We start from the raw sequence: 19,898 nt of genomic DNA on the forward strand, positions 1-19,898 counted from the left end.
GTTACTCCCTATCGCGGCGGAACACAAGGGTGGTCCGGCCCATCGTGACGCGGGAGCCGTCGACCAGCGTGACCCGCCGGATCGGCTGCCCGTTCACGAACGAGCCGTTGGTCGACCCTAGATCCACGAGAGCGATTTCGGGACCTTCTACACGGATCTCGGCATGGTGCCGTGACACGCCAGGATCGACGAGACGCAGGTCGCAGTCCGTGCCGCGACCGAGCAAGGTCACAGGGGTGTTGATCTCATAGGTGCGCTGAGTCGTGTCGGATCCCTCCACCGCCGTCGTCACCAGCAGCCGCGGATGGCCGCCGAACACTCCGCCGCGGCCGCCCTGCGGAACGTCGCTCACCGGCTGGCGGATCTCCCCGCCCTCCACCGTCGAGCCCCGGATCACCCCGGACCGGATGCGGAACATGCCCGTGGCGAGATCCCCCGCGTTCTCGAACCGCACACGCACCGGGCCCACGAAGGAGTACCCCTGCTCCTTCGCGTACTCGCGCGCCAGATTCGCCAGTTCCTGGCTCAGGCTGTCGGCGTACACCTGCAGCCGCTGCCCGTCCTGCTGAGAGATCTCGACGACGAAGTCGTTCGGAACGAGCGTGCGGCCCTGTGCCACGATCGCCGCCCGATCGTCCATCTCGCGCTGCACAGCACTGGCCACCTCGACCGGCTGCAGCTCAGACTTGAAGGCACGGGCGAAGGCCCCTTCGACCATGCCCTCGAGCCTTCGCTCGAAGCGCTGAATGACGCCCACGGGCACCTCCCTTCCCCACTGGTAGACGATCGTATCGGTGCGAAGGTTCGCTCGGCGTATCTGGATACCTAACCACCGCATCACCCGTGCTAGCCTTTTCAGGCGCCCGGAAACGGGACGGCACCCTTGGGCGGGTGGCGGAACGGCAGACGCGCACGGTTCAGGTCCGTGTGTCCGAAAGGATGTGAGGGTTCAAATCCCTCCTCGCCCACGAACGAGTTGGGAGTGGTGTGCCCGCGGAGAGCGCGGGCCGCCACTCCTTCGTCATGTTGACCCGGGGGGCGACCCCCGGACCCCCGATGTGGGGGCTCCGCCCCCACGCCCCCTGCCGGTTGATGTTGTTGCGTTCGTGGCTGCTGGTGCTCGGGTCTGCTTTGGGGCTTCGCCCCTTGCCCCCTCCGGGTTTGGGGTGCTGCGGGTGTGACTGTCGCCCCTTGGGAGGGTGTCGGGCATGCGTCTGGCGGCGGTTCGGGGCCATGTAGTCCACTTTCCCTGTTCGCGCTCGCTGTGACCAGACGTTCGCCTACTGCCATGGCCGGAATCGGCGCGGGGGTGGTCAGGTGGGGTTGCCGTCCAGGTAGGCGAGTACTGCTCGTACTCGGCGGTGGCCGGAGTCGTCCGGGGCCAGGCCCAGCTTGGCGAAGATGTTGCCGATGTGCTTGTGGACGGCATTGTCGGAAATGCGCATCCGCTCGGCGATGGTGGCGTTGTCGTGGCCCTGCGCCATGAGGGCGAGCGACTCCCGCTCGCGGGCCGTGAGGGTGTCCAGAGGGGTGCCGGCGCGGTGGGCGAGGAGCTGGGCGACCACGTCGGGGTCCATGGCGGTACCGCCGGCCGCGACGCGGCGGAGGGCGTCGACGAACTCGGCCACCCGGCCGATGCGGTCCTTCAGGAGGTAGCCGATGCCGCCGCGGCCGTCGGAGAGGAGTTCGCCCGCGTACTCGCGCTCGACGTACTGCGACAGCACCAGGATCGGCAGCGGGCCGTGCTCGCGGCGGGCCCGCAACGCGGCGTGGATTCCCTCGTCGCGGAACGACGGCGGCAGCCGCACGTCGACGATGGCGATGTCGGGGCGGTGCTCGGCGACGGCGGCGAGGAACGCCTCGGCGTCGCCGGTGACCGCCACGACCTGGCAGCCCCTGGACTGCAGTAGGAGTTCCAGGCCGCTTGATAGCAGGACGTTGTCTTCTGCGATCACGACCCGCACGGAATCCTCCTGGACGGTCATGGTGCGCACGGCACCCGGACGGTGAGCGTGGTGGGGCCGCCCGGCGGGCTGTCGAGGCGGACGGTGCCGTCCAGGGCGGCGACCCGCCGGCGTATCCCGGTGATGCCGGTGCCGTGGCCCTCGTCGGCGCCGCCCTTGCCGTCGTCGGTGACCTCGATGCCCAGCACGTCGCCGGTTCGCTCGACCCGGAGGTCCGCCCGCGTGGCGGCGGCGTGCTTGGCCGTGTTCGTCAGCGCCTCGGCGATCACGTAGTAGGCCACAGCCTCGACGCTGGCTGGGAGGGAGCCCAGGTCGGCGAGGTCGATGCGGACGGGCACGTTCGACCGGGCGGCCAGCGACGCCAGCGCGCCGTCGAGGCCGCGGTCGGCGAGGATCGGCGGGTAGATCGTCCGGAGCACCGCGCGGAGCTCGGTCATCGCCCCCTCCGCCGTCTCGTGCGCCTGCTGGATCAGCGGCCCCACCGCGTCCGGGTCGTCGGTGAGAGACTCCCGGGCGATGCCCAGCTGCATGGCGATGGTCACCAGGCGGGCTTGCGTCCCGTCGTGCAGATCGCGTTCGATCCGCTGGAGCTCGGTGCCGTGGGCGTCGACCACGCCGACCCGGGTCTTGGTCAGGGTGTCGACGCGTTCGGTGAGCCGCTCGGTGGCCGACGGCGCGAGCACCGCCAGGCACAGGCGCGCGTGGAGGCGCGCCAGCCAGGGGAGCCCCCACCAGGCGGCCGCGCCGAGGAGGGCGATCTGCACAGAGCTTCCGATCAGTGCGGTCGCCCAGTTGTTTATGTGGACGTCGAGGAACGAGAACAGGGTGGGGCGTGTGTCTGCGGGAAACGCCCACCAGAAGGGCAGTGCCACTGCGGCGACCAGGATGTTGCCCAAGCACATCAGGGCGGCGAGTCCCGGCGGGAAACCGGCGGCGACGTGCGCGAGTGCCCAGGCTAGGTTCCGCCGCGTAGACGGCTGTCCGTCGGCTGGAACGCCGAGCAGCCTGGCGGCTCGCCGGCGGTGCCAGGCCGCCCATCCCCGTGCCGCCGGTGGCGCGAGCAGCACCGGCAACGCCGGTACCGTGGCCACGGACGTGGCCAGCGTGCCCAGCAGGTAGGCCGAGCCGGAGAACGCCCGGTTACGCATACGGACCTCCTTATCCCGGCGGTATGGAGGCCATTGTTCGCCACCGGGCCCGGTCTGGCACTACAGCGGGCTGTAGGTCAACGCCTGCGGCGGGCTGTATCGTGCCGGAGTTCCGGCCGAATTAGCGTCCTCGACCATGAAAACGACATTCGGCCGTTTGGTTCCGGCCCTCGCCCTGACCGCCCTTTCCGCCGCTGTTCCCTCATTGGCCAGAGCCGACTCCGGGCCGCCTCCTTCGCTGGAATGGAAGGCCTGCGCCCAGGGGGCCGACGACACCGTCGGGAAGGATCTCGACCGGGCGGGCGCGCGGTGTGCGGAGGTCACCGTGCCGCTCGACCACTCCAAGCCCGGGGGCCGCACCATCACGCTGGCGCTGTCTCGCCTTCCTGCCACTGACCGGGCCCATCGCATCGGCACGATGGTGCTCAACAATGGCGGGCCCGGCCAGCCCACGCTGGGCATGCCGCTGCAGGTGCGCGCGGCCATGAAGGACGTCGCCGCCCGCTATGACCTCGTCGGCCTGGACCCGCGCTTCGTCGGGCGCAGCACGCCCCTCGACTGCGGCTGGCCGATCGGCATGTTCCTCCGGTCTGCCGGCGCGACCCGCGCCCGGTTCGACCACCAGGTGGCGGTGCAGCGCGACCTGGCCGAACGCTGCGCCCGGCGCCACGGCGACGTGCTCCCCTACGCCAACACCCGCGACACGGCCCGCGACATCGACCTCGTGCGCCGGGTCCTCGGCGAGCACCGGATCTCCTTCCTCGGCTACTCCTACGGCGCCTACCTCGGCGCGGTCTACACCCAGATGTTCCCCGGCCGCAGCGACCGTGTGGTCTTGGACAGCGCGGGCGATCCGCGCACGTGGGGCCCCCTGGCTTTGCGGGGCACCGAGGACGAGGCGGAACGCGCCTTGCGCGGCTGGGCGGTCTGGGCCGCCGGACGGCACGGCACCTACGGCCTCGGCGCCACCCCCGGCCGCGTGCTCGCCACCGTGAACGCGATCGTCGCCGCCGCGGAGGACCGTCCGCTGCGCGTCGGGTCGTATGAGGTGGACGACCAGGTGGTCCCCTACATCCTCTCCAACGGCTCGGGCGACGACCGTCCCGCGGCCCGCGCGCAGTTCAGCTCGACCGTCCGGACCCTGAACGAGGCCGCGCACGGCCGCCCGGCCGACCCCGGCCCCGAACTCGACGGGCAGCTGAGGTTCGTCCTGACCGGTGAGGGCTCCCCGCTCGTCAGCCCGACGGCCGCGATCACCTGCGGCGACCGCGCCGCGCCGCGCGACCCCGACGTCTACTGGAAGGACGTGCAGCGCAGCCGCGCCCGGCATCCCCTGTTCGGCCCGCTGAAGAACAACATCTGGCCCTGTGCCTTCTGGCCGGGGCAGCCGCGCGAGCGTCCCACCAGTATCGGCAATTCCACCGCCGCGCTGATCGTGTCCTCGACCGGCGACACCGCCACCACCTACGAGGGCGGCAAGGCCATGCACCGGGCGCTGACCGGCTCCCGCCTGCTCACCCTGCGCGGCACCATCGCCCACGGGATCTACGGCGAGTACGGCAACGCGTGTGTGGACGCCAAGGTCAACGCCTACCTGGCCACCGGTGTTCTCCCTGCCACCGACCCGGTCTGCGACCCCAGCTGATGCGCCCTCTTCTGTATCGCCTATGCGGCCGGGAAGGCGGCCTCGACGACGAGGCCGCCGTCCTGGCGCGGGGAGGCGTTGAGGGTTCCGCCGTGCGCCAGCACGATCGCGTGGACGATGGACAGGCCGAGCCCGTGGTGCCCGTCGCCGCGGGCGGAGCGGTCCAGCCGCTGGAACGGTTCGAGCAGCCGCGCCACCTGTTCCGGCGGGACGACCGGGCCGGTGTTGCTCACGCTGATCACGGCCTGCCCGTCCCGCGTTCCGGTCGTCACGTCGACGCTCCCTCCGGGCACGTTGTACCGCATGGCGTTGTCGACGAGGTTGGCCACGAGGCGCTCGACCAGGGCGGGGTCGCCCGCGGTCGCGGCGGGGGCGATCCGCGAATACAGGCGCGGGCCGCCGGGTGGCTCCGGACGGTCCGCCAGCACCCGCTCGGTGAGTGCGGCCAGGTTGACCGGGACGCGGCCGTCCAGCCCGCGCTCGCTGGTGGCGAGGGTGAGCAGCGACTCCAGCAGCCTTCCCTGCTGGTCGCTGATCGTCAGGATCCGCTCGAAGGTCGTCTGGAACGCCTCAAGGGTCGGCCGCCGGTCGGTGAGCGTCTCCTCCACCAGCGCGCGTTCGAGCGTGAGCGGGGTGCGGAGCTCGTGCGCGGCGTTGGCGACGAAGCGCTTCTGCGCGTCGAGCGCGGCCTCCAGGCGCCCGAGCAGGCCGTCCACGGTGTCGGCGAGGTCCCTGAGCTCGTCGCGGGGGCCGGTGAGGGCCAGCCGCTCGTGCACGTTGCGCGCCGAGATGTGCCGGACGGTCGTGGTCATCGTGCGCAGCGGGCGCAGCACCCGTCCCGCGACGAACCAGCCGAGCGCCAGGGACGCCACGAGCATGATCGCCAGTGCGATCCCGGCCTGGGCGAGGAACCCGTGCGTCAGCGCGTCCTGCTGCTGCTCCCTCCACACGGCCACCGAATCGGTCGTCTCGGGGGGAAGGCCCAGCCGGGCCGCGCAGTCCTCGATTCTCGCGTCGACGCACGGCACCCGCACCTTGAAGACCGCGTTCCTCCGCATGAGCACGAATGTGATCGCCAGCAGGACCGCGCCGGAGGCGGCGAACAGCGACCCGTACAGCAGCGTGAGGCGCATCCGGACCGTCCGCGGCACCCCGCGCGGGAGCGGCCTCATATCCGGTAGCCGCTCTGCGGGACGGTCTCGATCACCGCTGGGGAGCCCAGTTTGGCGCGCAGGCGGTTGATCGTCGCCTTGACCGTGGTGGTGAACGGGTCGGCCGCCTCGTCCCAGACGCGTTCCAGCAGTTCCTCGGCGGAGACCACGCGCCCTCCCGCCGCGAGCAGGTACTCCAGCACCGCCATCTCCTTCGGGCTCAGCGCCAGCCGCAGCCCGGCGCGGGTGGCGACGCGCCGCGCCGGGTCGAGCCGCAGGTCGCCGTGCTCCAGGATCGGCGGCAGGGCCGGCTGCGCCCGCCGCCCGAGGGCGCGGATCCGCGCGACCAGCTCGGCGTACGCGAACGGTTTCGGCAGGTAGTCGTCGGCGCCCAGGCTGAGCCCCTCGACCCGGTCGGCGATCGTGCCGGACGCGGTGAGCATCAGCACCCGGGTCCGGCGGCCCGGGTCGGCCACCAGCGCGCGGCAGACGTCGTCGCCGTGCACGCCGGGCAGGTCGCGGTCCAGCACGACCACGTCGTAGTCGGTCAGCGCCGCGCGGTCGAGCGCGGCCCGGCCGTCGAGGGCGACGTCCACCGCCATCCCCTCGCGCCGCAGGACCCGGGCGACGGAGCCCGCCAGCTCCGCGTGATCCTCGGCCACCAGCACCCTCATCCCGGTCAGCCTCCCCGAATCGCGGTCACAGCCGGGTCACAGCCTCGCGCACCGCCATGTGACCGCTCCCCTTCTAGACATGACCTCGCACAACGATGTCTTTCGGGAAGGGGAACGATGAACAGGGCCTCGGTGTTGCTGGCCGCGTCGGCCGCCGCCCTCGCCGTGACCGCCGCCGGATGCGGGGGCTCCGGCGAATCGGCGTCGGGCACGACTTCGTCCGGCGCGAAGGCGGTCGCCACGGCGGACCAGGGGATCAAGCACGCGCAGTGCATGCGCGAGAACGGCCTTCCGGGCTACCCCGACCCCGGCCAGAACCCGGGCGCGAACTTCCCGGGCCGCGACTCCGCGGCGTTCCGGAAGGCGCGGCAGGCGTGCCAGTCGCTGGAGCCGCCCCAGAACCGGCCCGGCACGCCGGAGAACGCCGAGCTCCAGGCGAAGATGCTCAAGTGGACGCGGTGCATGCGCGAGAACGGCGTCCCGAATTTCCCCGACCCGCAGAACGGGCGCATCCTCATCGAGAAGGGCACGATCGACAACAAGACCCCGCAGTTCCGCAGGGCCGTCGAAGCCTGCCGCCCGTTCGAGGTCGGCGGCGCCAAGGGCGCCGGCGGCTGAGGCGGGGATTCGATGAGCACCAGAGTGACCGAACCGGCCCTGGAGGCGCGGGACGCGCCCGCCCGCCCGCCGCGCAGACGCCGCAGGATGATCGGCGGCGGTGCCGTCCTCGCGGTCGTGGCCGCCGTCGCGGCAGTCGCCGTGACGGCTCCGTCCGGTGACGGCGGCGAAGCCGAGACGGCGACGGGCGGCGGGACGTCGCTCGTGGCGGTCCAGCAGGGCCCCCTCTCCTCGCAGGTCGGCCAGAGCGGGACGCTCTCGTACGCGGCCGGCGCCACCGGGACCCCGTACCAGGTGGTCAACCAGGCGAAGGGGACCTACACGCGGATGCCGGTGGCGGGCGCGCAGATCGACTGCGGCGAGACGCTGTACAAGGTCGACCAGAAGCCGGTGATCCTGGTCTGCGGAAGCGTCCCCGCGTACCGGGACCTGTCCGTGGGCGACGACGGCAAGGACGTCCGGGCGCTGAACAGGACCCTGGTGGACGGGGGCTACGCCGAACGGTCCAGGCTCGATCCCGATTCCGGCCACTTCGGCTGGGCGACCGCGGCGGCGCTGGAGAAGCTCCAGGACGAGCGCGGCGCCGACGTGACCGGCAGGCTGGACCTCGGCCAGGCGGTGTCCCTGCCCGGCCCGCTGCGGATCGGCAAGGTGACGGCCGGGAACGGCACGGGCGCGGTCCCGGGCCGTCCGGTCATGGAGGCCTCGTCGAACCGGCGCGAGGTGGTCGTGAACCTCGACCCGTCCCAGCAGTCGGAGGTCAGGAAGGGCGACGGCGCGCAGATCACGCTCCCGGACAACCGGACCACGCCCGGGGTGGTGACCCGGATCGGCACGGTCGCGACGTCCTCCGGAAAGGACGGCGCCGACGCGGCGCCCGCGACGCTCCCCATCTACATCACGCTCAAGCGCCCGAAGGACGCCGGGACGCTCGACCAGGCACCGGTCCAGGTGGAGATCACCACGGACGGCGTGAAGAACGCGCTCAGCGTGCCGGTCACCGCGCTCCTCGGGCGGGCCGGCGGCGGCTACGAGGTCGAGGTCGCGGCGGGGGACGGCGGCCGGACCCGGTTCGTCCCGGTCACGCTGGGGCTGTTCGACCATGCCAACGGGCGGGTCCAGGTCTCCGGCGCGCTGGCGGCCGGTGACCGAGTGGTGGTGCCGTCGACATGAGCGGGACGAACGTCATCGAGTTGGAGCGCGTCACCAAGATTTACGGTTCGGAGCCGCCCGTCCACGCGCTGCGCGGGGTGAGCTTCACCGTCCGGAGCGGGGAACTGGTCGCGATCGTCGGCCCGTCGGGATCGGGCAAGTCCACGCTGCTGCACATCCTCGGCACGCTCGACCGGCCCACCGCGGGCACGGTGCGGATCGACGGGGAGGACGTCGCGGCGCTCACCGACCGCCGGCTCGCAGCCCTGCGGGCGCGCAGCATCGGCTTCGTCTTCCAGCAGTTCCACCTGTCCGAGCACACGACCGTCCTGGAGAACGTCGCCGACGGCCTGCTGTACGGCGGCGTCGGACGGACCGAGCGGCGCGGGCGGGCCGCCGAGGCGCTCGCCCGGGTCGGGCTGCAGGACCGGGCGGGCTTCCGGCCGAGCAGGCTCTCGGGCGGGCAGCGCCAGCGCGTGGCGATCGCCCGCGCCCTGGTCGGCCGCCCGGCCATCGTGCTCGCCGACGAGCCGACCGGGAACCTCGACAGCACGACGGGCGCGGCGATCATCGAGCTGCTGCACGAGCTCAACGCGGGCGGCGCGACCATCCTGGTGATCACGCACGACGGCGGGCTGGCCGCCCAGATGCCCCGCCGGCTGCACGTCCTCGACGGGCGGATCGTCTCCGACAGCGCGGCGCGCGAGATGGAGGGCGTATGAGGCCGTCGGACCAGCTGCGCGTGGCCGGCGCCGGGATCCGGGCGCGCCGCCTGCGGGCCGCGCTGTCCGCGCTCGGGATAGCGATCGGCACCGCGGCGATCGTGGCGGTGCTCGGGCTGTCCGCGTCGTCCCAGGCCGGGCTGCTGGCACAGATCGACCGGCTCGGCACGAACCTGCTGACCGCCAACACCGGAAAATCGGTCACCGGCGGGACGGCGCAGCTCCCGGCCGCCGCGCCCCAGCGGATCTCCCATCTGCCCGACGTCGAGGACACGGCGCACGCGGGCGCCATCGACGGCGCGAGCGTGTACCGCAGCCCGCTGATCCCGGCGATCAACACCAACGCCCTGAAAGTGGAGGCCGCCAGCCTCAACCTCCCCGAGGTGGTCGGGACCGGTGTGGCGCAGGGCCGCTGGCTGAACGCGGCGACCGAGCGCCAGCCGGTCACGGTGCTCGGGGCGCTCGCCGCGCAGCGTCTCGGGATCGACCGCGTCTACCCGGGGCAGCGGATCTGGCTGAAGAACCAGTGGTTCTACGTCGCGGGCATCCTGGAGCCCGCGGCGCTGTCGACCGACATCGACACCAGCGCCCTGATCGGCTACCCGGCCGCGGAGCGCTACCTCGGCTACACGGCCGTCGACAAGGGCGCGGCGGTGCCCGGACCTCCGACGACGGTCTACGTGCGGGCCCGGACGGACCGGGTCAACGCGGTGCAGGGGGTCCTCGCGCAGACCGCGAACCCCGAGGCGCCCGCCGACGTCGACGTCAGCCAGCCGTCGGACGCGCTCACCGCGCGGGCCGCCGCGGAGGGCGCGTTCGACAGCCTGTTCCTCGGGCTCGGGGTGGTGGCGCTGCTCGTGGGCGCGGTCGGGGTCGCCAACATCATGATCATCTCGGTGCTGGAGCGGCGGTCGGAGATCGGGCTGCGCCGGGCGCTCGGCGCGACCCGGGGGCACATCCGCACCCAGTTCCTGTCCGAGGCGGTGATGCTCGCGCTGCTCGGCGGGGTCGCCGGAGTCGCGGCCGGGGCGCTGACCACCGCGGTCTACGCGAGCGTCAAGGGCTGGGCGGTGGTGATCCCGGCCGAGGCGTGGGCCGGCGGGATCGGCGCCGCGATCCTGATCGGCGCGATCGCCGGGCTGCTGCCGGCCCTGCGAGCCGCCCGCCTCTCCCCGACCGAGGCGCTGCGCACGCTCTGAGCGTCAAGGAGCCGCCAGCACGCCTGGAAGGTGCCGCGGCCAACGATCACGAAAAGGAGAAGGCAATGACCGATGACGGCGAATGGGACCGGCGTTCCGTCCTTCGGGGCGCGGCCGTGGTGGCAGGCGCCGCCGCGGCGGTGCCGCTGCTGGGCGAGGCCGCCACGGCGCGAACGGGGACCGATGACGCGGACGCGCTGTTCAAGGCCGGCAGGTTCGAGCAGGCCGGCCGAGCCTACGAGAAGATCCTGAAGACGGACCCCGAGAACGTCCGGGCGGCCCGCCAGCGCGGCTATGTCGGGCTGCTGAGCAACAGGTTTCCCGAGGCCGAGAAGTACCTCAGGATGGCCTTCGACCTGGCGCCCGACGACAAGGAGACCAACCAGCTCCTGGGCGACTGCTACATCCGGCAGGACAGGTTCTCCCTCTCCGTGCCGCACTGGCGGGCGGCCGGCGGCGAGGTGCGCGCGAAATGGTTCGAGGCGCTCCGCGGTCAGGCGTATCAGATCCACGGCGACACGGCGCGGCTGCCATGGCAGCAGCTGGATCCGTCCGCGCTGGTGGAGGGCTCGGTCAACGGCGGACCGCCGAAGCGCTTCATGTTCTACACCGGCGCCCCGTGGCTCGGCATGTCGGCGGAGGTGGCCGAGGAGGCCGGGCTCACCGCCGTGGCCGAGCAGAAGATCGATTACCTGAACGGCACCGCATGGCAGTACTTCGGGGTGCTGGAATCGTTCAGGATGGGCGGCATCGAACTGCGCAACATCCCCGTGGAGTGGTCGGAGACGGACCAGGCTTCGCCCGGGGGCGCCAACGACGGCATCATCGGCACGTGGATCTTCTACCACCTGCTGACCACGTTCGACTACGCGGGCCGGTCGCTGATCCTGCGCCGCCGGACCCCCGAGGCGGCCGCCAGGGTGCGCGCCGAGGCCGCACGGGCAGGCGCCAAGCCCCTGCCGCTGTGGCTGGCTCGTGAGCATGCGGTGCACAGCAGGGGCAGCATCGCCGGCTCCGGACCCGGGGTGGTGGGCCTGTCCATCGGCGGAGCCACCGAGACCGCCGCGATCGTGTCCGAGGAAACGGCCAAGCGTCTGCGGGTCCGCACCGACTACGACCGCCCGATGGAGACCTTCGGCCACAGCCATCCCGTCGTCGTCTACCCCTGCTACCCGAAGGAGATACGCCTCGGCAGCGCCACCGCCAAGGAGGTCTACTGCGGTGCGAACCCGACCATGCGGCCCGCCCCCAACGGGTTCGACACGCTGGGCGCCTTCTTCCACCCCTTCTACAAGCCCTACAACATCACCCTCGACTTCACCGACATGAACGTCTACATCGCCCGGGGCAAGGCCGCCTGACCGCCGCGACCGTACGGGCGTCATGGCACCCCCAGGTAGCCGTGACGCCCGTGCCGCCCCTTACGTCCGCAGGCCGGTTTCAATGAGGCGGCAGTGGCGGCCCGTTCGCAGGTTCGCGGTGGCGTTGGCACGGCAGCAGGGCGCGGATCGATCTGCTCGGCAACGGCGGACAGCCCCATGGGCCGCATCCGGTCCAAGTGACGTCCCGAACGGGCCCTTACTGCCCGGCGCGGTGCATCTGCTCGGCCTTGCGCCAGCCTTCGTGGCAGGCGGCCAGGAAGGCCGCCTTGCCCGCGGGGAACTTGCCGCCGCCTTCGACACCCTTGACGTAGGACTTCTCGCAGAAGTTGGCCTGGGGCCGGTCGCCCATGGTGTAGCGCATGCCCGCCGCCAGCTGCGCCATCTTCAGGTACGTGTACTTCTTCCCTTCCGGGTCGATCATCACGATCTGCTTGCTGGTCGGCAGCTTGATCTTGGGCTTGGTGGTGGTCGGCGCGGGAGTCCCAGGGGCGCTCGTGGTCGGGGTGGCCTGCGCGGGTGCGGGCGTCGCCGTGGTCGCCGCCGTGGACGGTGCGGAGGACGAGCCGGCCGCCCCGGACTTGTCGTCCCCCTCGCATGCGGCGGCACCGACGAGAAGGAGGCCACCGAGAGCCAGGCGGATCGCGATGTTCATGGTCACGGAGGGACTCCGGGAGGCTGGGAGCGTGTGCGGACGGAGGCTAACAGAACCCGCGGACGCACGACCAGGCATTATGCGGCCCGCCGGTCGCTCGGGTGCGGGCGACGTTCCACCAAGCCGAGCCCCCGCACGTTGACGGGCCGCCTCCCGGGGTAGCGGGGGACCATGGACAGACTGACGCGCGGGCTGGCGGCCGGAGCGGCCGGGACCACCGCACTCAATTTGGTGACCTACCTGGACATGGCGGTTCGGGGCCGTCCGGCGAGCACCACGCCGGAGCAGAGCGTGGAGCGGCTGGCGGACGTGGCCGGCGTCGACCTCGGCGAGGGCGAGCAGGCCGAGAACCGCAAGGCCGGGCTCGGGCCGGTCCTCGGCTTCGGCACCGGGCTCGGCGCCGGCCTGCTGTTCGGTCTGGTCGCGGGGCGGCGGCGGGTTCCGCGGCCGGTCGGGGCGGTCGCGCTGACGGGGCTGGCGATGCTCGGGTCCAGCGCCCCGATGACCCTGCTGGGGCTGACCGATCCTCGCGAGTGGACGGCCTCGGACTGGGCCGCCGACGTCATCCCGCATCTGGCCTACGGTGCCGTGGCCGCCGGCGTGTACGACGCCCTGCGCTGAGCGCAGCCCCCGTCTAAAACGGGAAAATGGGATCTTTGTGGCAAATATGGCGGCTTGGTCATTGGGCATTGATCGCTACATGTCACTCTGCCACCCTTGTGCGTGGTCGCCGCACGGGGCCTGCTCTCGGACGCGGAGGCGCGTGGCTTCGCCGTGCGCCGGCGCGACGTAGACGCGCCTGAAGGTCATGCTGTGCCGGCTGTCCGTGCGCGGGCACAACGACCGGAAGGACGACGCGGAGCATGATGCGGGGCCGGGGCGGTAGGCCGCCGAACGCGCGGTACGGCGGTGACCGAACGTGAGCTGGTGGAGGCGCAGCGCTTCCGCTGCCAGGACGTCCCAGACGCCCCCCATGAGGTACGCGGCACCACCCCGGCAAGGCGGCTGGGGCGCACCGGCACAGGACGGCGGTCTCGCCTCCCAGGCCGGTCATGCCGGTCACGCCCCGGCGGGCCCTCCCGTCGCGACCCCGGAACCGAGCGCCTGGCCGGCCGTGTGCGAGCAGTTCTCCCAGCAGGTGCTGCTGCTGAGCGAGCAGCTCCGTCCCGCCATGGACCAGCTCGAAAGCGAGGAAGAGGACGCCGACCGGCTGCAGCTCCTCTACCAGGTCGACCACGCCGTCACGCGGATGCGCCGCGCGGCGCGGGAGATGAGCGTCCTCGCCGGGGGCGGCTCGGCGGAGATGGGCGGGCACACCACCTCGCTCGTGGACGTCGTGCGGCTCGCCGAGTCGTCGATCGAGCGGTACACCCAGGTGGTCATCGGCAAGGTCGTCCAGCTCGCCGTGGTCCCCTACGCGTCCGATGACGTGGCGTCCCTGCTCGTCGTGCTGCTGGACAACGCGACCAGGTACTCGCCGTCCGCCGTCACGGTCAGCGCGCACCTCCTGGACAACGGCGCCGTCATGATGCGGATCGAGGACAAGGGCATCGGCATCGCCCCCGACCGGCTCCAGGCCATCAACGCGATGCTTTCCGGTCCCGTCCCGCCGATCGGGGCCGACACCGCCCGGCACACGGGCTTCCCGGTCGCCCACCGCCTGGCGGCCAAGCACGGGATCGGCGTGGGTCTCGCGTGCCGCCCGGCGGCGAGCGGCTCCGCCCAGGGGACGGTCGCGATGGTCGTGGTCCCGCCCGCCCTGCTGTGCGAGCTGGCGGAGGAGCCCCTCGTCCCGCCCCGTCCGGCGGCCTCGGCCGCGCCGCATCCCGGCGGTGCCGTGGACCGGTCGCTGGCGCACCTGCGGGCGCCGGAGCGCGTGCCCGATCTCGCCGAGCCCGCCGCGCAGCCGCCGCTGTCCGCCCTGGACCCGCTGCCGCGCCGGGAGAGCATGAGCCTGCGGCGTTCGGAGGCGGCGCCGGAGGCGAGCGTGTCCCCGCTGCGCGCGGAGGGCGCGCCCGGCCGCGGAACGGCCGCCCGGTCGTTCGCCGAGGACCTGGAGGCCTTCACCTCGGGCGCTCCGGCGGCGGACCGGCACGAAGCCGACGATCCTCCGGAGGGACGAGCCGAACCATGACCGTCAACGCCGACAACGGCCGGCCGCAGGGCCCGGAGGGGTTCGGCTGGCTGCTCAACGACTTCGCGGGCTCGACGCCGGGCGTCGCGCACGCGCTGCTGGTGTCCTCCGACGGCCTGGCGCTCGTCGGCTCCGGCCGGATGCCCGCCGACTTCGCCGACCCGATGGCGGCGATGACCAGCGGCATGATCAGCCTGGCGAACAACATCGCCCGCCGGGTCGGGGAGAGCGGCTGCGAGCAGGTGATGCTGAAGTTCCCGGCGGGCCACTTCCTGTTCATGAGCATCGGCAGCCTGGCCGGGCTGGCGGTGCTGGTGTCCGAGGGCGCCAACCTCGGCGCGGTCGCCTACCGGATGGGCCGGCTCGTCGAGAGCGTCGGGCACGTGCTGACCCCGCAGATGCGCGACGACCTGCGCCGGATGTCGGCGGGGCAGGGCATGCCATGAGCCGCGCGATCCCCGTGACTGGAGGACGACCATGACGGCCCATCCCTGGGTGCGGCCCTACGTCCTGACCGGCGGGCGGACCCGCGGGCGGCAGCACCTGTTCGTGCACACCCTGGTGTCGGGGAACGGCTACGACGCCGCGTTCGCCGCCCGGCTGCTGCCCGAGGCCCGCGCGCTGTACGACCGCGTGCACACCGTCGACGAGTCGGTGGCGGAACTGTCCGCGCATTGCGGGGTGTCGCTCGGAGTGACCCGGGTCCTGCTGAGCGATCTGGCGTCCGGGGGCCGGGTCGTGATCGGCTCCGAGATCTCCCCGTACGACCCGCGCATCCTGGAGAGAGTGATCGATGGTCTACGCGAGCTCGCCTGACCGCCCGCCGCAGTCGCGTGCCTCGGCCAAGATCGTGATCGCGGGCGGGTTCGGCGTCGGCAAGACGACCCTGGTCGGCGCGGTCTCGGAGATCCCCCCGGTGAACACCGAGGCCTGGATGACGCAGGCGGCCAAGACCGTCGACCCGCTCGACGGCGACCCCGCCGGCAAGACGACCACGACCGTCGCGATGGACTTCGGGCGCATCACCATGGCCGCGGACCTCGTCCTGTACCTGTTCGGCACGCCGGGCCAGCCGCGCTTCTGGCCGATGTGGGACGACCTGTGCCGGGGCGCCAGCGGGGCGCTGGTCCTGGTGGACACGCGCCGGCTGGACGTGTCGTTCCCGGCGGTGAACTACTTCGAGAACGACTCCGACGTGCCGTTCATCGTCGCGGTCAACCTGTTCGACGGCCGGGCCTCCCATCCGCTCCCCGAGGTGCGGGAGGCGCTGGGGCTGCCGCCCGAGGTGCCGCTGACGACCTGCGACGCCCGCGACCGCGGCTCCGTGGCGACGGTGCTCACCGAGACCCTGACCCACACGTTGCACAGCACGGCCGGGCGGCGGTCCGGCGCCGTGACCACCCCCTGATCCCCCCTGATCCCCCGGGATCTCCGGCTAGGAGGACGCGTTGCGCAGGATCCTGATCATCGGTGCCGGGCAGGCCGGGCTGCAGCTCGCGCTGAGCCTGCAGTCCGAGGGCTACGACGTGACGGTGATGTCGGCCCGGACGCCGGACGAGATCCGCGGCGGCCGGATCATGTCGACCCAGTGCATGTTCTGGCCGCAGCTCCAGCTGGAGCGCGACCGGGGGCTGAACCTGTGGGAGGAGCAGGCCCCCAAGATCGTCGCGCAGCGGCTCACGGTGGCCGGGCCGCCCGGCCAGGAGGCGCTGCAGTTCGTCGGCCGGTGGGACGACTTCGCCCAGTCGGTGGACCAGCGGGTGAAGATGGCGGGCTGGCTGGAGCTGTTCGAGTCGCGCGGCGGGAACGTCGTCTACCACGGCGTCATGACGTCCGACCTGGAGGGCCTCGCCTCCCTGTACGACCTCACGCTCATCGCGGCGGGCAAGGGAGAGCTGGTCGAGCTGTTCGATCGCGACGCGTCCCGGTCGCCGTATGACCGTCCGCAGCGTCACCTGTCCTGCATCTACCTGCACGGGATGTCTCCGCGTCCGGACTATCCCGAGCCGCACGTCCGGATCACGGCGACTCCCGGGGTGGGCGAGCTGTTCTTCATGCCGGGCTACACCAACACCGGTCCCTGCGACATCCTGCTCTGGGAGGCGGTGCCGGGCGGGCCTTTCGACGTGTGGTCGGATCGCCCGTCCCCGTCCGGGCATCTGGCGCGGACGCTGGAGATGATGCGCCAGTACGCGCCTTGGGAGTACGAGCTGACGGTCGGCGCGGAACCCACCGACGCGCGCTGCACCCTGTACGGCGGTTACGCCCCGGTCGTGCGGCACCCGGTGGGACGGCTGTCGGGCTCGGTGAACGTGCTCGGCATGGGGGACGTGCTCGTGGCGAACGACCCGGTCACGGGCCAGGGGTCCAACAACGCCGCGCGCTGCGCCGCGATCTACTGCGACGAGATCGTCCGGCACGGGGACCGGCCGTTCGACGCGGAATGGATGCAGCGGACGTTCGACGCGTTCTGGGACTACGTCCGGCACCCGACGGCGTACACCAACATGATGCTCGGCCCGCTGCCGGAGCACGTGCAGAAGGTTCTCGGCGTGGCGGCCCAGAACGAGGCGGTCGCCTACCGGTTCGCCTACGGCTACGCCAATCCGCACGACTTCGAGAACTGGATCATGGACCCCGCCAAGACCGACGCCTACCTGGCCTCCGTGTCGACCTGACCGGCCAGGGCTCGGCGGTGCAGGGGTTCCGACGCGGCAGGGTGCGTGCTCTGCGCGCGCGCCGTGCGGCCGAGGCGGAGACCCAGGACGGTCAAAGCCAGGGCGGCGGGCACGGCGAGATACAGCCCGCATGACAGCAGGACCACTCCGGTGAACAGCGCGCCGGAGCGTGCGAGGGCGCGTGCACGTCCTGCCAGGAGGCGCGTGGCGGAGGCCGTGCCGATGAGGGTCACCGCGGCCAGGCAGGCGGCGGTGGTGCGCATGAGCGGGTCCAGGCCCAGATCCGTGGAGAGGACGGGGACGGTCACCGCGCCGGTCGCGAGCGCCAGCAGCGCCAGGCTCCGGCGGCCGCGGGCGAGGGGCGCGGGGAGCACGCCGTCCCGGGCCAGGGCCGTGCCGAGGCGGGCTCCGCCGGCGATGTAGGTGTTCATGGCGACGAAACTGAGGACGAGCGCGGCCCCGGCGGTCACCGGCCGGGCGGCGTCCGTCCCGATCCCCGCGTCGAGGAGCAGGGCGAGCGGGACGGGCGAGGAGGCGGCGCGGTCGCCGAGGACGCCGGTGACCGCGACCGCGAGACCGAGGTAGAGGGCGCCGACGATGGCGAGGGTGAGGACGGTCGCGCGGGGCAGCAGCCGGCGGGGGTCGGCGAAGTCCCCGGACAGGTGGCTGGCCGCCTCCCAGCCCGCGAACGCGAAGAACAGGACGCCGGCCGCGTGGACGACGCCGAAAGCGCCGTGCGGGGCGAACGGCGTGAAGTTCCCGCCGTCCAGATGCGGGACGGCGGCCAGGATCCCGGCGATCAGCAGCGCCGCGAGGAGGGCCACGAGGACGAGCTGGACGCCTCCGGAGACGCGCAGCCCGCCGTAGTTGGCGGCGAACGCGGCCAGCAGCAGCGCGCAGGTCACGGCGATGGCGCCGGGCCGTCCGAGCCCGGCGGCCGAGGCCGTGTAGTCGGCGCCGATGATCGCGCCGGCCAGCACGCCGACCGGGACGACGGCGTAGAAGCACAGGCCCGCGATCGCCGCGGTCCGGGGGCCGAACGCGCGGGCGGCGAACGTGGCGACGCCGCCCGCGTCGGGGTGCCGGGCGCCGAGCGCGGCGAACGTCAGCGCGACCGGCACGCTGAGCGCCAGCAGCGCCGCCCACGCCACCGTGGAGGACGGGCCCGCCGCCGCGGCGGCCAGGTGGGGCAGGGCCAGCACGCCGGGGCCGAGCACGGCGCCGACGATCAGCGCCGTGCCCTGGCCGAGGCCGAGCCGATGACCGGTCGTGTTCGCCATGAATCCCCCGAATGAGTGGTCCTACGGCTAAAAACTAGCCATTTGGGCGACGCATGCTGCTTTGAGCTGAACGTTCGTTCGGAATTGGTAGCCATAATCGGGGCATGGACGAACTTGATACGGAGATCGTGCGCCTTCTCCAGACGGATGCCCGGCAGTCCAACCGCGAGCTGGCCCGGACACTCGGCATCGCGCCGTCCACGTGCCTCGAACGGGTGCGGGCGCTGACGCGGCGCGGCGTGATCCGCGGGTACCACGCGGAGATCAGCCCGGCGGCGCTGAACCGGGGCGTGCAGGCGCTGGTGTCGCTCCAGGTCCGCCCGCTCAACCGGACGGTGATCAACACGTTCAAGGACTACGTGTCGGGGATGGCCGAGGTCATCGGCGTGTTCGTGGTGGCCGGCGGCGACGACCTCGTCCTGCACGTCGGCGTCCAGGACCTCGACCACCTGCACGCGTTCCTGCTGGACGGGCTCAGCAAGCGCAAGGAGATCGCCGGGTTCCGGACGTCGGTGATCTTCCAGCACGTGCGCAACACCGTCCTCAGCAGGCTGGACGATCCCGCGCCGTCCTGACGCAACCGGGGGCGGCGGGCCGGGGTTCATGAGGGCGTGGCGCGTCCGGTGCGGGCGTGTCCGTCCTATGAGAGGGGAACCCATGGACTTGCGGCTGGCGGGACGGGTCGCGATGGTCACCGGAGCGTCGAAGGGGATCGGCCTCGCGATCACCCGCACCCTGCTGGACGAGGGCGCGCGCGTGGTCGCGGTGTCGCGCAAGCCGGGCCCGGAGCTCGGCGCGCTCGCCGGCCCGAACCTGCTGCACGTCGCGGCCGACCTCATGGACCCGGACGCCCCGGCGCGGGCCGTGGAGCGGGCGGTCGAGGTGTTCGGCGGCCTCGACGTCCTGGTCAACAACGCGGGCGGGCCGCCGCCCGGTGTGAGCCTGCCGCGGTTCGGGTTCATGACGCTCACCGACGACGACTGGCGCGACATGTTCGAGTTCAACGTGGTCGCCGCCGTCCGGGCGGTGCGGGCGGCGATCCCGCACCTGCTGAAGAGCGAGGTGGCGTCGATCGTGAACGTCTCGTCGGGCAACGGGCGGCGTCCCGGGCCGATGAACTTCGACTACAACGCGGCGAAGGCGGCGATGAACAACCTGGCGAAGGGGCTGTCGGAGGAGTACGCGCCGCAGGGCATTCGCGTCAACACGGTCTCGCCGGGCCCGGTCCGGACGCCGTGGTGGACCGACGAGGGCGGCGCCGCCGACATCATCGCCGGAGCCACCGGCTCGGACCGCGACGCGGTGCTGGACGGCGGCGCGGCCGAGATGATGGGCCTCACCACCGGCCGGCTCGCCGAGCCGCAGGAGATCGCGGACGCGGTCGCGCTGCTGGCGTCGCCCCGTTCGGCGAGCACGACGGGCGCCGACTTCGCCGTCGACTCCGGTTTCCTCAAGGAGATCTGAACAGGCGGGCGGCCCCCAAGCCTCGGGGCCGCCCA

The 19,898-nt window shown here is 72.5% G+C and carries 21 protein-coding genes and 1 tRNA gene; 15 read left to right on the forward strand and 7 right to left on the reverse strand.

What is annotated here, in order from left to right:
* Position 1 precedes the first annotated feature (1 nt).
* Positions 2-757 carry an FhaA domain-containing protein gene (locus BM339_RS43065; protein ID WP_021596783.1) on the reverse strand — a complete coding sequence of 252 codons (756 nt, stop codon included), beginning with the start codon at positions 755-757 and terminating at the stop codon, positions 2-4.
* Between the two features lie 128 nt (positions 758-885).
* Here BM339_RS43065 and BM339_RS43070 point away from each other — a divergent pair.
* A tRNA-Leu gene (locus BM339_RS43070) sits at positions 886-968 on the forward strand.
* Between the two features lie 345 nt (positions 969-1,313).
* Here the strand turns inward: BM339_RS43070 and BM339_RS43075 are convergent.
* Together BM339_RS43075 and BM339_RS43080 are read right to left on the reverse strand one after the other, a co-directional pair.
* Positions 1,314-1,964 carry a response regulator transcription factor gene (locus tag BM339_RS43075; protein ID WP_021596784.1) on the reverse strand — a complete coding sequence of 217 codons (651 nt, stop codon included), beginning with the start codon at positions 1,962-1,964 and terminating at the stop codon, positions 1,314-1,316.
* A gap of 17 nt (positions 1,965-1,981) precedes the next feature.
* Positions 1,982-3,112 carry a sensor histidine kinase gene (locus BM339_RS43080; RefSeq protein ID WP_075024578.1) on the reverse strand — a complete coding sequence of 377 codons (1,131 nt, stop codon included), beginning with the start codon at positions 3,110-3,112 and terminating at the stop codon, positions 1,982-1,984.
* Between the two features lie 136 nt (positions 3,113-3,248).
* On the opposite strand from BM339_RS43080, the gene BM339_RS43085 reads away from it, so the two are divergent.
* The gene (locus tag BM339_RS43085) at positions 3,249-4,757 is read left to right on the forward strand and encodes an alpha/beta hydrolase (RefSeq protein WP_075024579.1); all 1,509 of its coding nucleotides are present in this window, start codon (positions 3,249-3,251) and stop codon (positions 4,755-4,757) included.
* Between the two features lie 20 nt (positions 4,758-4,777).
* Here BM339_RS43085 and BM339_RS43090 read toward each other — a convergent pair whose 3' ends face one another.
* Both BM339_RS43090 and BM339_RS43095 read right to left on the reverse strand, forming a co-directional pair.
* Positions 4,778-5,890 carry a sensor histidine kinase gene (locus tag BM339_RS43090; RefSeq protein WP_218163910.1) on the reverse strand — a complete coding sequence of 371 codons (1,113 nt, stop codon included), beginning with the start codon at positions 5,888-5,890 and terminating at the stop codon, positions 4,778-4,780.
* 35 nt (positions 5,891-5,925) lie between these two features.
* On the reverse strand, positions 5,926-6,582 hold the full coding sequence (locus BM339_RS43095) for a response regulator transcription factor (protein ID WP_075024581.1): 657 nt from the start codon (positions 6,580-6,582) through the stop codon (positions 5,926-5,928).
* A 117-nt stretch (positions 6,583-6,699) separates the two neighbouring features.
* Here BM339_RS43095 and BM339_RS43100 point away from each other — a divergent pair, with 117 nt between their 5' ends.
* The 5 genes from BM339_RS43100 (at position 6,700) to BM339_RS43120 (ending at position 11,634) form a co-directional block, all read left to right on the forward strand.
* Positions 6,700-7,200: a hypothetical protein gene (locus tag BM339_RS43100; RefSeq protein WP_021596789.1), complete on the forward strand. Its 501-nt coding sequence runs from the start codon at positions 6,700-6,702 to the stop codon at positions 7,198-7,200.
* 12 nt (positions 7,201-7,212) lie between these two features.
* Positions 7,213-8,373, forward strand: a complete 1,161-nt coding sequence (locus tag BM339_RS43105) for an efflux RND transporter periplasmic adaptor subunit (RefSeq protein ID WP_075024582.1) — start codon at positions 7,213-7,215, stop codon at positions 8,371-8,373.
* Positions 8,370-9,074 (forward strand): ABC transporter ATP-binding protein, encoded by a 705-nt coding sequence (locus tag BM339_RS43110; protein ID WP_075024583.1) that lies wholly within the window; start codon positions 8,370-8,372, stop codon positions 9,072-9,074. The genes BM339_RS43105 and BM339_RS43110 overlap by 4 nt, the downstream gene beginning before the upstream one ends.
* Positions 9,071-10,273: an ABC transporter permease gene (locus BM339_RS43115; protein ID WP_075024584.1), complete on the forward strand. Its 1,203-nt coding sequence runs from the start codon at positions 9,071-9,073 to the stop codon at positions 10,271-10,273. Before BM339_RS43110 ends, BM339_RS43115 begins: the two co-directional genes overlap by 4 nt.
* Before the next feature lie 65 nt (positions 10,274-10,338).
* On the forward strand, positions 10,339-11,634 hold the full coding sequence (locus tag BM339_RS43120) for an aspartyl protease family protein (protein ID WP_075024585.1): 1,296 nt from the start codon (positions 10,339-10,341) through the stop codon (positions 11,632-11,634).
* 217 nt (positions 11,635-11,851) lie between these two features.
* Here the strand turns inward: BM339_RS43120 and BM339_RS43125 are convergent, their stop codons facing one another.
* Positions 11,852-12,313 (reverse strand): hypothetical protein, encoded by a 462-nt coding sequence (locus tag BM339_RS43125; protein ID WP_075024586.1) that lies wholly within the window; start codon positions 12,311-12,313, stop codon positions 11,852-11,854.
* A gap of 165 nt (positions 12,314-12,478) precedes the next feature.
* Here BM339_RS43125 and BM339_RS43130 point away from each other — a divergent pair, with 165 nt between their 5' ends.
* From BM339_RS43130 to BM339_RS43160, 6 genes are all read left to right on the forward strand, one after another.
* Positions 12,479-12,928: a hypothetical protein gene (locus BM339_RS43130; RefSeq protein WP_021596795.1), complete on the forward strand. Its 450-nt coding sequence runs from the start codon at positions 12,479-12,481 to the stop codon at positions 12,926-12,928.
* A gap of 352 nt (positions 12,929-13,280) precedes the next feature.
* On the forward strand, positions 13,281-14,441 hold the full coding sequence (locus BM339_RS43140) for an ATP-binding protein (RefSeq protein WP_143118825.1): 1,161 nt from the start codon (positions 13,281-13,283) through the stop codon (positions 14,439-14,441).
* Complete coding sequence (locus BM339_RS43145) at positions 14,438-14,887, forward strand: roadblock/LC7 domain-containing protein (protein ID WP_021594340.1); 450 nt, start codon at positions 14,438-14,440, stop codon at positions 14,885-14,887. The genes BM339_RS43140 and BM339_RS43145 overlap by 4 nt, the downstream gene beginning before the upstream one ends.
* Before the next feature lie 31 nt (positions 14,888-14,918).
* Entirely contained in the window at positions 14,919-15,257 is a 339-nt protein-coding gene (locus BM339_RS43150) for a DUF742 domain-containing protein (protein WP_021594339.1), read from the forward strand.
* A complete protein-coding gene (locus tag BM339_RS43155) occupies positions 15,235-15,849 on the forward strand; it encodes a GTP-binding protein (protein ID WP_021594338.1) in 615 nt (204 codons plus the stop codon). Before BM339_RS43150 ends, BM339_RS43155 begins: the two co-directional genes overlap by 23 nt.
* A gap of 40 nt (positions 15,850-15,889) precedes the next feature.
* On the forward strand, positions 15,890-17,119 hold the full coding sequence (locus BM339_RS43160; protein ID WP_021594337.1) for a styrene monooxygenase/indole monooxygenase family protein: 1,230 nt from the start codon (positions 15,890-15,892) through the stop codon (positions 17,117-17,119).
* On the opposite strand, the gene BM339_RS43165 is transcribed toward BM339_RS43160, so the two are convergent.
* Positions 17,095-18,399, reverse strand: a complete 1,305-nt coding sequence (locus tag BM339_RS43165; protein ID WP_075024587.1) for an APC family permease — start codon at positions 18,397-18,399, stop codon at positions 17,095-17,097. The genes BM339_RS43160 and BM339_RS43165 overlap by 25 nt on opposite strands.
* 104 nt (positions 18,400-18,503) lie before the next feature.
* Here BM339_RS43165 and BM339_RS43170 point away from each other — a divergent pair, with 104 nt between their 5' ends.
* Together BM339_RS43170 and BM339_RS43175 are read left to right on the forward strand one after the other, a co-directional pair.
* Positions 18,504-18,974, forward strand: coding sequence for an Lrp/AsnC family transcriptional regulator (locus tag BM339_RS43170; protein WP_021594334.1), 471 nt, complete (start codon positions 18,504-18,506; stop codon positions 18,972-18,974).
* A gap of 82 nt (positions 18,975-19,056) precedes the next feature.
* Positions 19,057-19,863 (forward strand): SDR family NAD(P)-dependent oxidoreductase, encoded by an 807-nt coding sequence (locus BM339_RS43175; protein WP_075024588.1) that lies wholly within the window; start codon positions 19,057-19,059, stop codon positions 19,861-19,863.
* Positions 19,864-19,898: the final 35 nt, after the last annotated feature.

The organism is Actinomadura madurae (assembly GCF_900115095.1).
Lineage (GTDB): Bacteria > Actinomycetota > Actinomycetes > Streptosporangiales > Streptosporangiaceae > Spirillospora > Spirillospora madurae.

What these genes read in the sequence shown, in the direction of transcription:
- BM339_RS43080 (WP_075024578.1), bottom strand. Translation starts at nt 3,112, where the DNA reads ATGCGTAACCGGGCGTTCTCCGGCTCGGCCTACCTGCTGGGCACGCTG.
- BM339_RS43085 (WP_075024579.1), top strand. Translation starts at nt 3,249, where the DNA reads ATGAAAACGACATTCGGCCGTTTGGTTCCGGCCCTCGCCCTGACCGCC.
- BM339_RS43090 (WP_218163910.1), bottom strand. Translation starts at nt 5,890, where the DNA reads ATGCGCCTCACGCTGCTGTACGGGTCGCTGTTCGCCGCCTCCGGCGCG.
- BM339_RS43095 (WP_075024581.1), bottom strand. Translation starts at nt 6,582, where the DNA reads ATGAGGGTGCTGGTGGCCGAGGATCACGCGGAGCTGGCGGGCTCCGTC.
- BM339_RS43100 (WP_021596789.1), top strand. Translation starts at nt 6,700, where the DNA reads ATGAACAGGGCCTCGGTGTTGCTGGCCGCGTCGGCCGCCGCCCTCGCC.
- BM339_RS43105 (WP_075024582.1), top strand. Translation starts at nt 7,213, where the DNA reads ATGAGCACCAGAGTGACCGAACCGGCCCTGGAGGCGCGGGACGCGCCC.
- BM339_RS43110 (WP_075024583.1), top strand. Translation starts at nt 8,370, where the DNA reads ATGAGCGGGACGAACGTCATCGAGTTGGAGCGCGTCACCAAGATTTAC.
- BM339_RS43115 (WP_075024584.1), top strand. Translation starts at nt 9,071, where the DNA reads ATGAGGCCGTCGGACCAGCTGCGCGTGGCCGGCGCCGGGATCCGGGCG.
- BM339_RS43120 (WP_075024585.1), top strand. Translation starts at nt 10,339, where the DNA reads ATGACCGATGACGGCGAATGGGACCGGCGTTCCGTCCTTCGGGGCGCG.
- BM339_RS43130 (WP_021596795.1), top strand. Translation starts at nt 12,479, where the DNA reads ATGGACAGACTGACGCGCGGGCTGGCGGCCGGAGCGGCCGGGACCACC.
- BM339_RS43140 (WP_143118825.1), top strand. Translation starts at nt 13,281, where the DNA reads ATGAGGTACGCGGCACCACCCCGGCAAGGCGGCTGGGGCGCACCGGCA.
- BM339_RS43145 (WP_021594340.1), top strand. Translation starts at nt 14,438, where the DNA reads ATGACCGTCAACGCCGACAACGGCCGGCCGCAGGGCCCGGAGGGGTTC.
- BM339_RS43150 (WP_021594339.1), top strand. Translation starts at nt 14,919, where the DNA reads ATGACGGCCCATCCCTGGGTGCGGCCCTACGTCCTGACCGGCGGGCGG.
- BM339_RS43155 (WP_021594338.1), top strand. Translation starts at nt 15,235, where the DNA reads ATGGTCTACGCGAGCTCGCCTGACCGCCCGCCGCAGTCGCGTGCCTCG.
- BM339_RS43165 (WP_075024587.1), bottom strand. Translation starts at nt 18,399, where the DNA reads ATGGCGAACACGACCGGTCATCGGCTCGGCCTCGGCCAGGGCACGGCG.
- BM339_RS43170 (WP_021594334.1), top strand. Translation starts at nt 18,504, where the DNA reads ATGGACGAACTTGATACGGAGATCGTGCGCCTTCTCCAGACGGATGCC.
- BM339_RS43175 (WP_075024588.1), top strand. Translation starts at nt 19,057, where the DNA reads ATGGACTTGCGGCTGGCGGGACGGGTCGCGATGGTCACCGGAGCGTCG.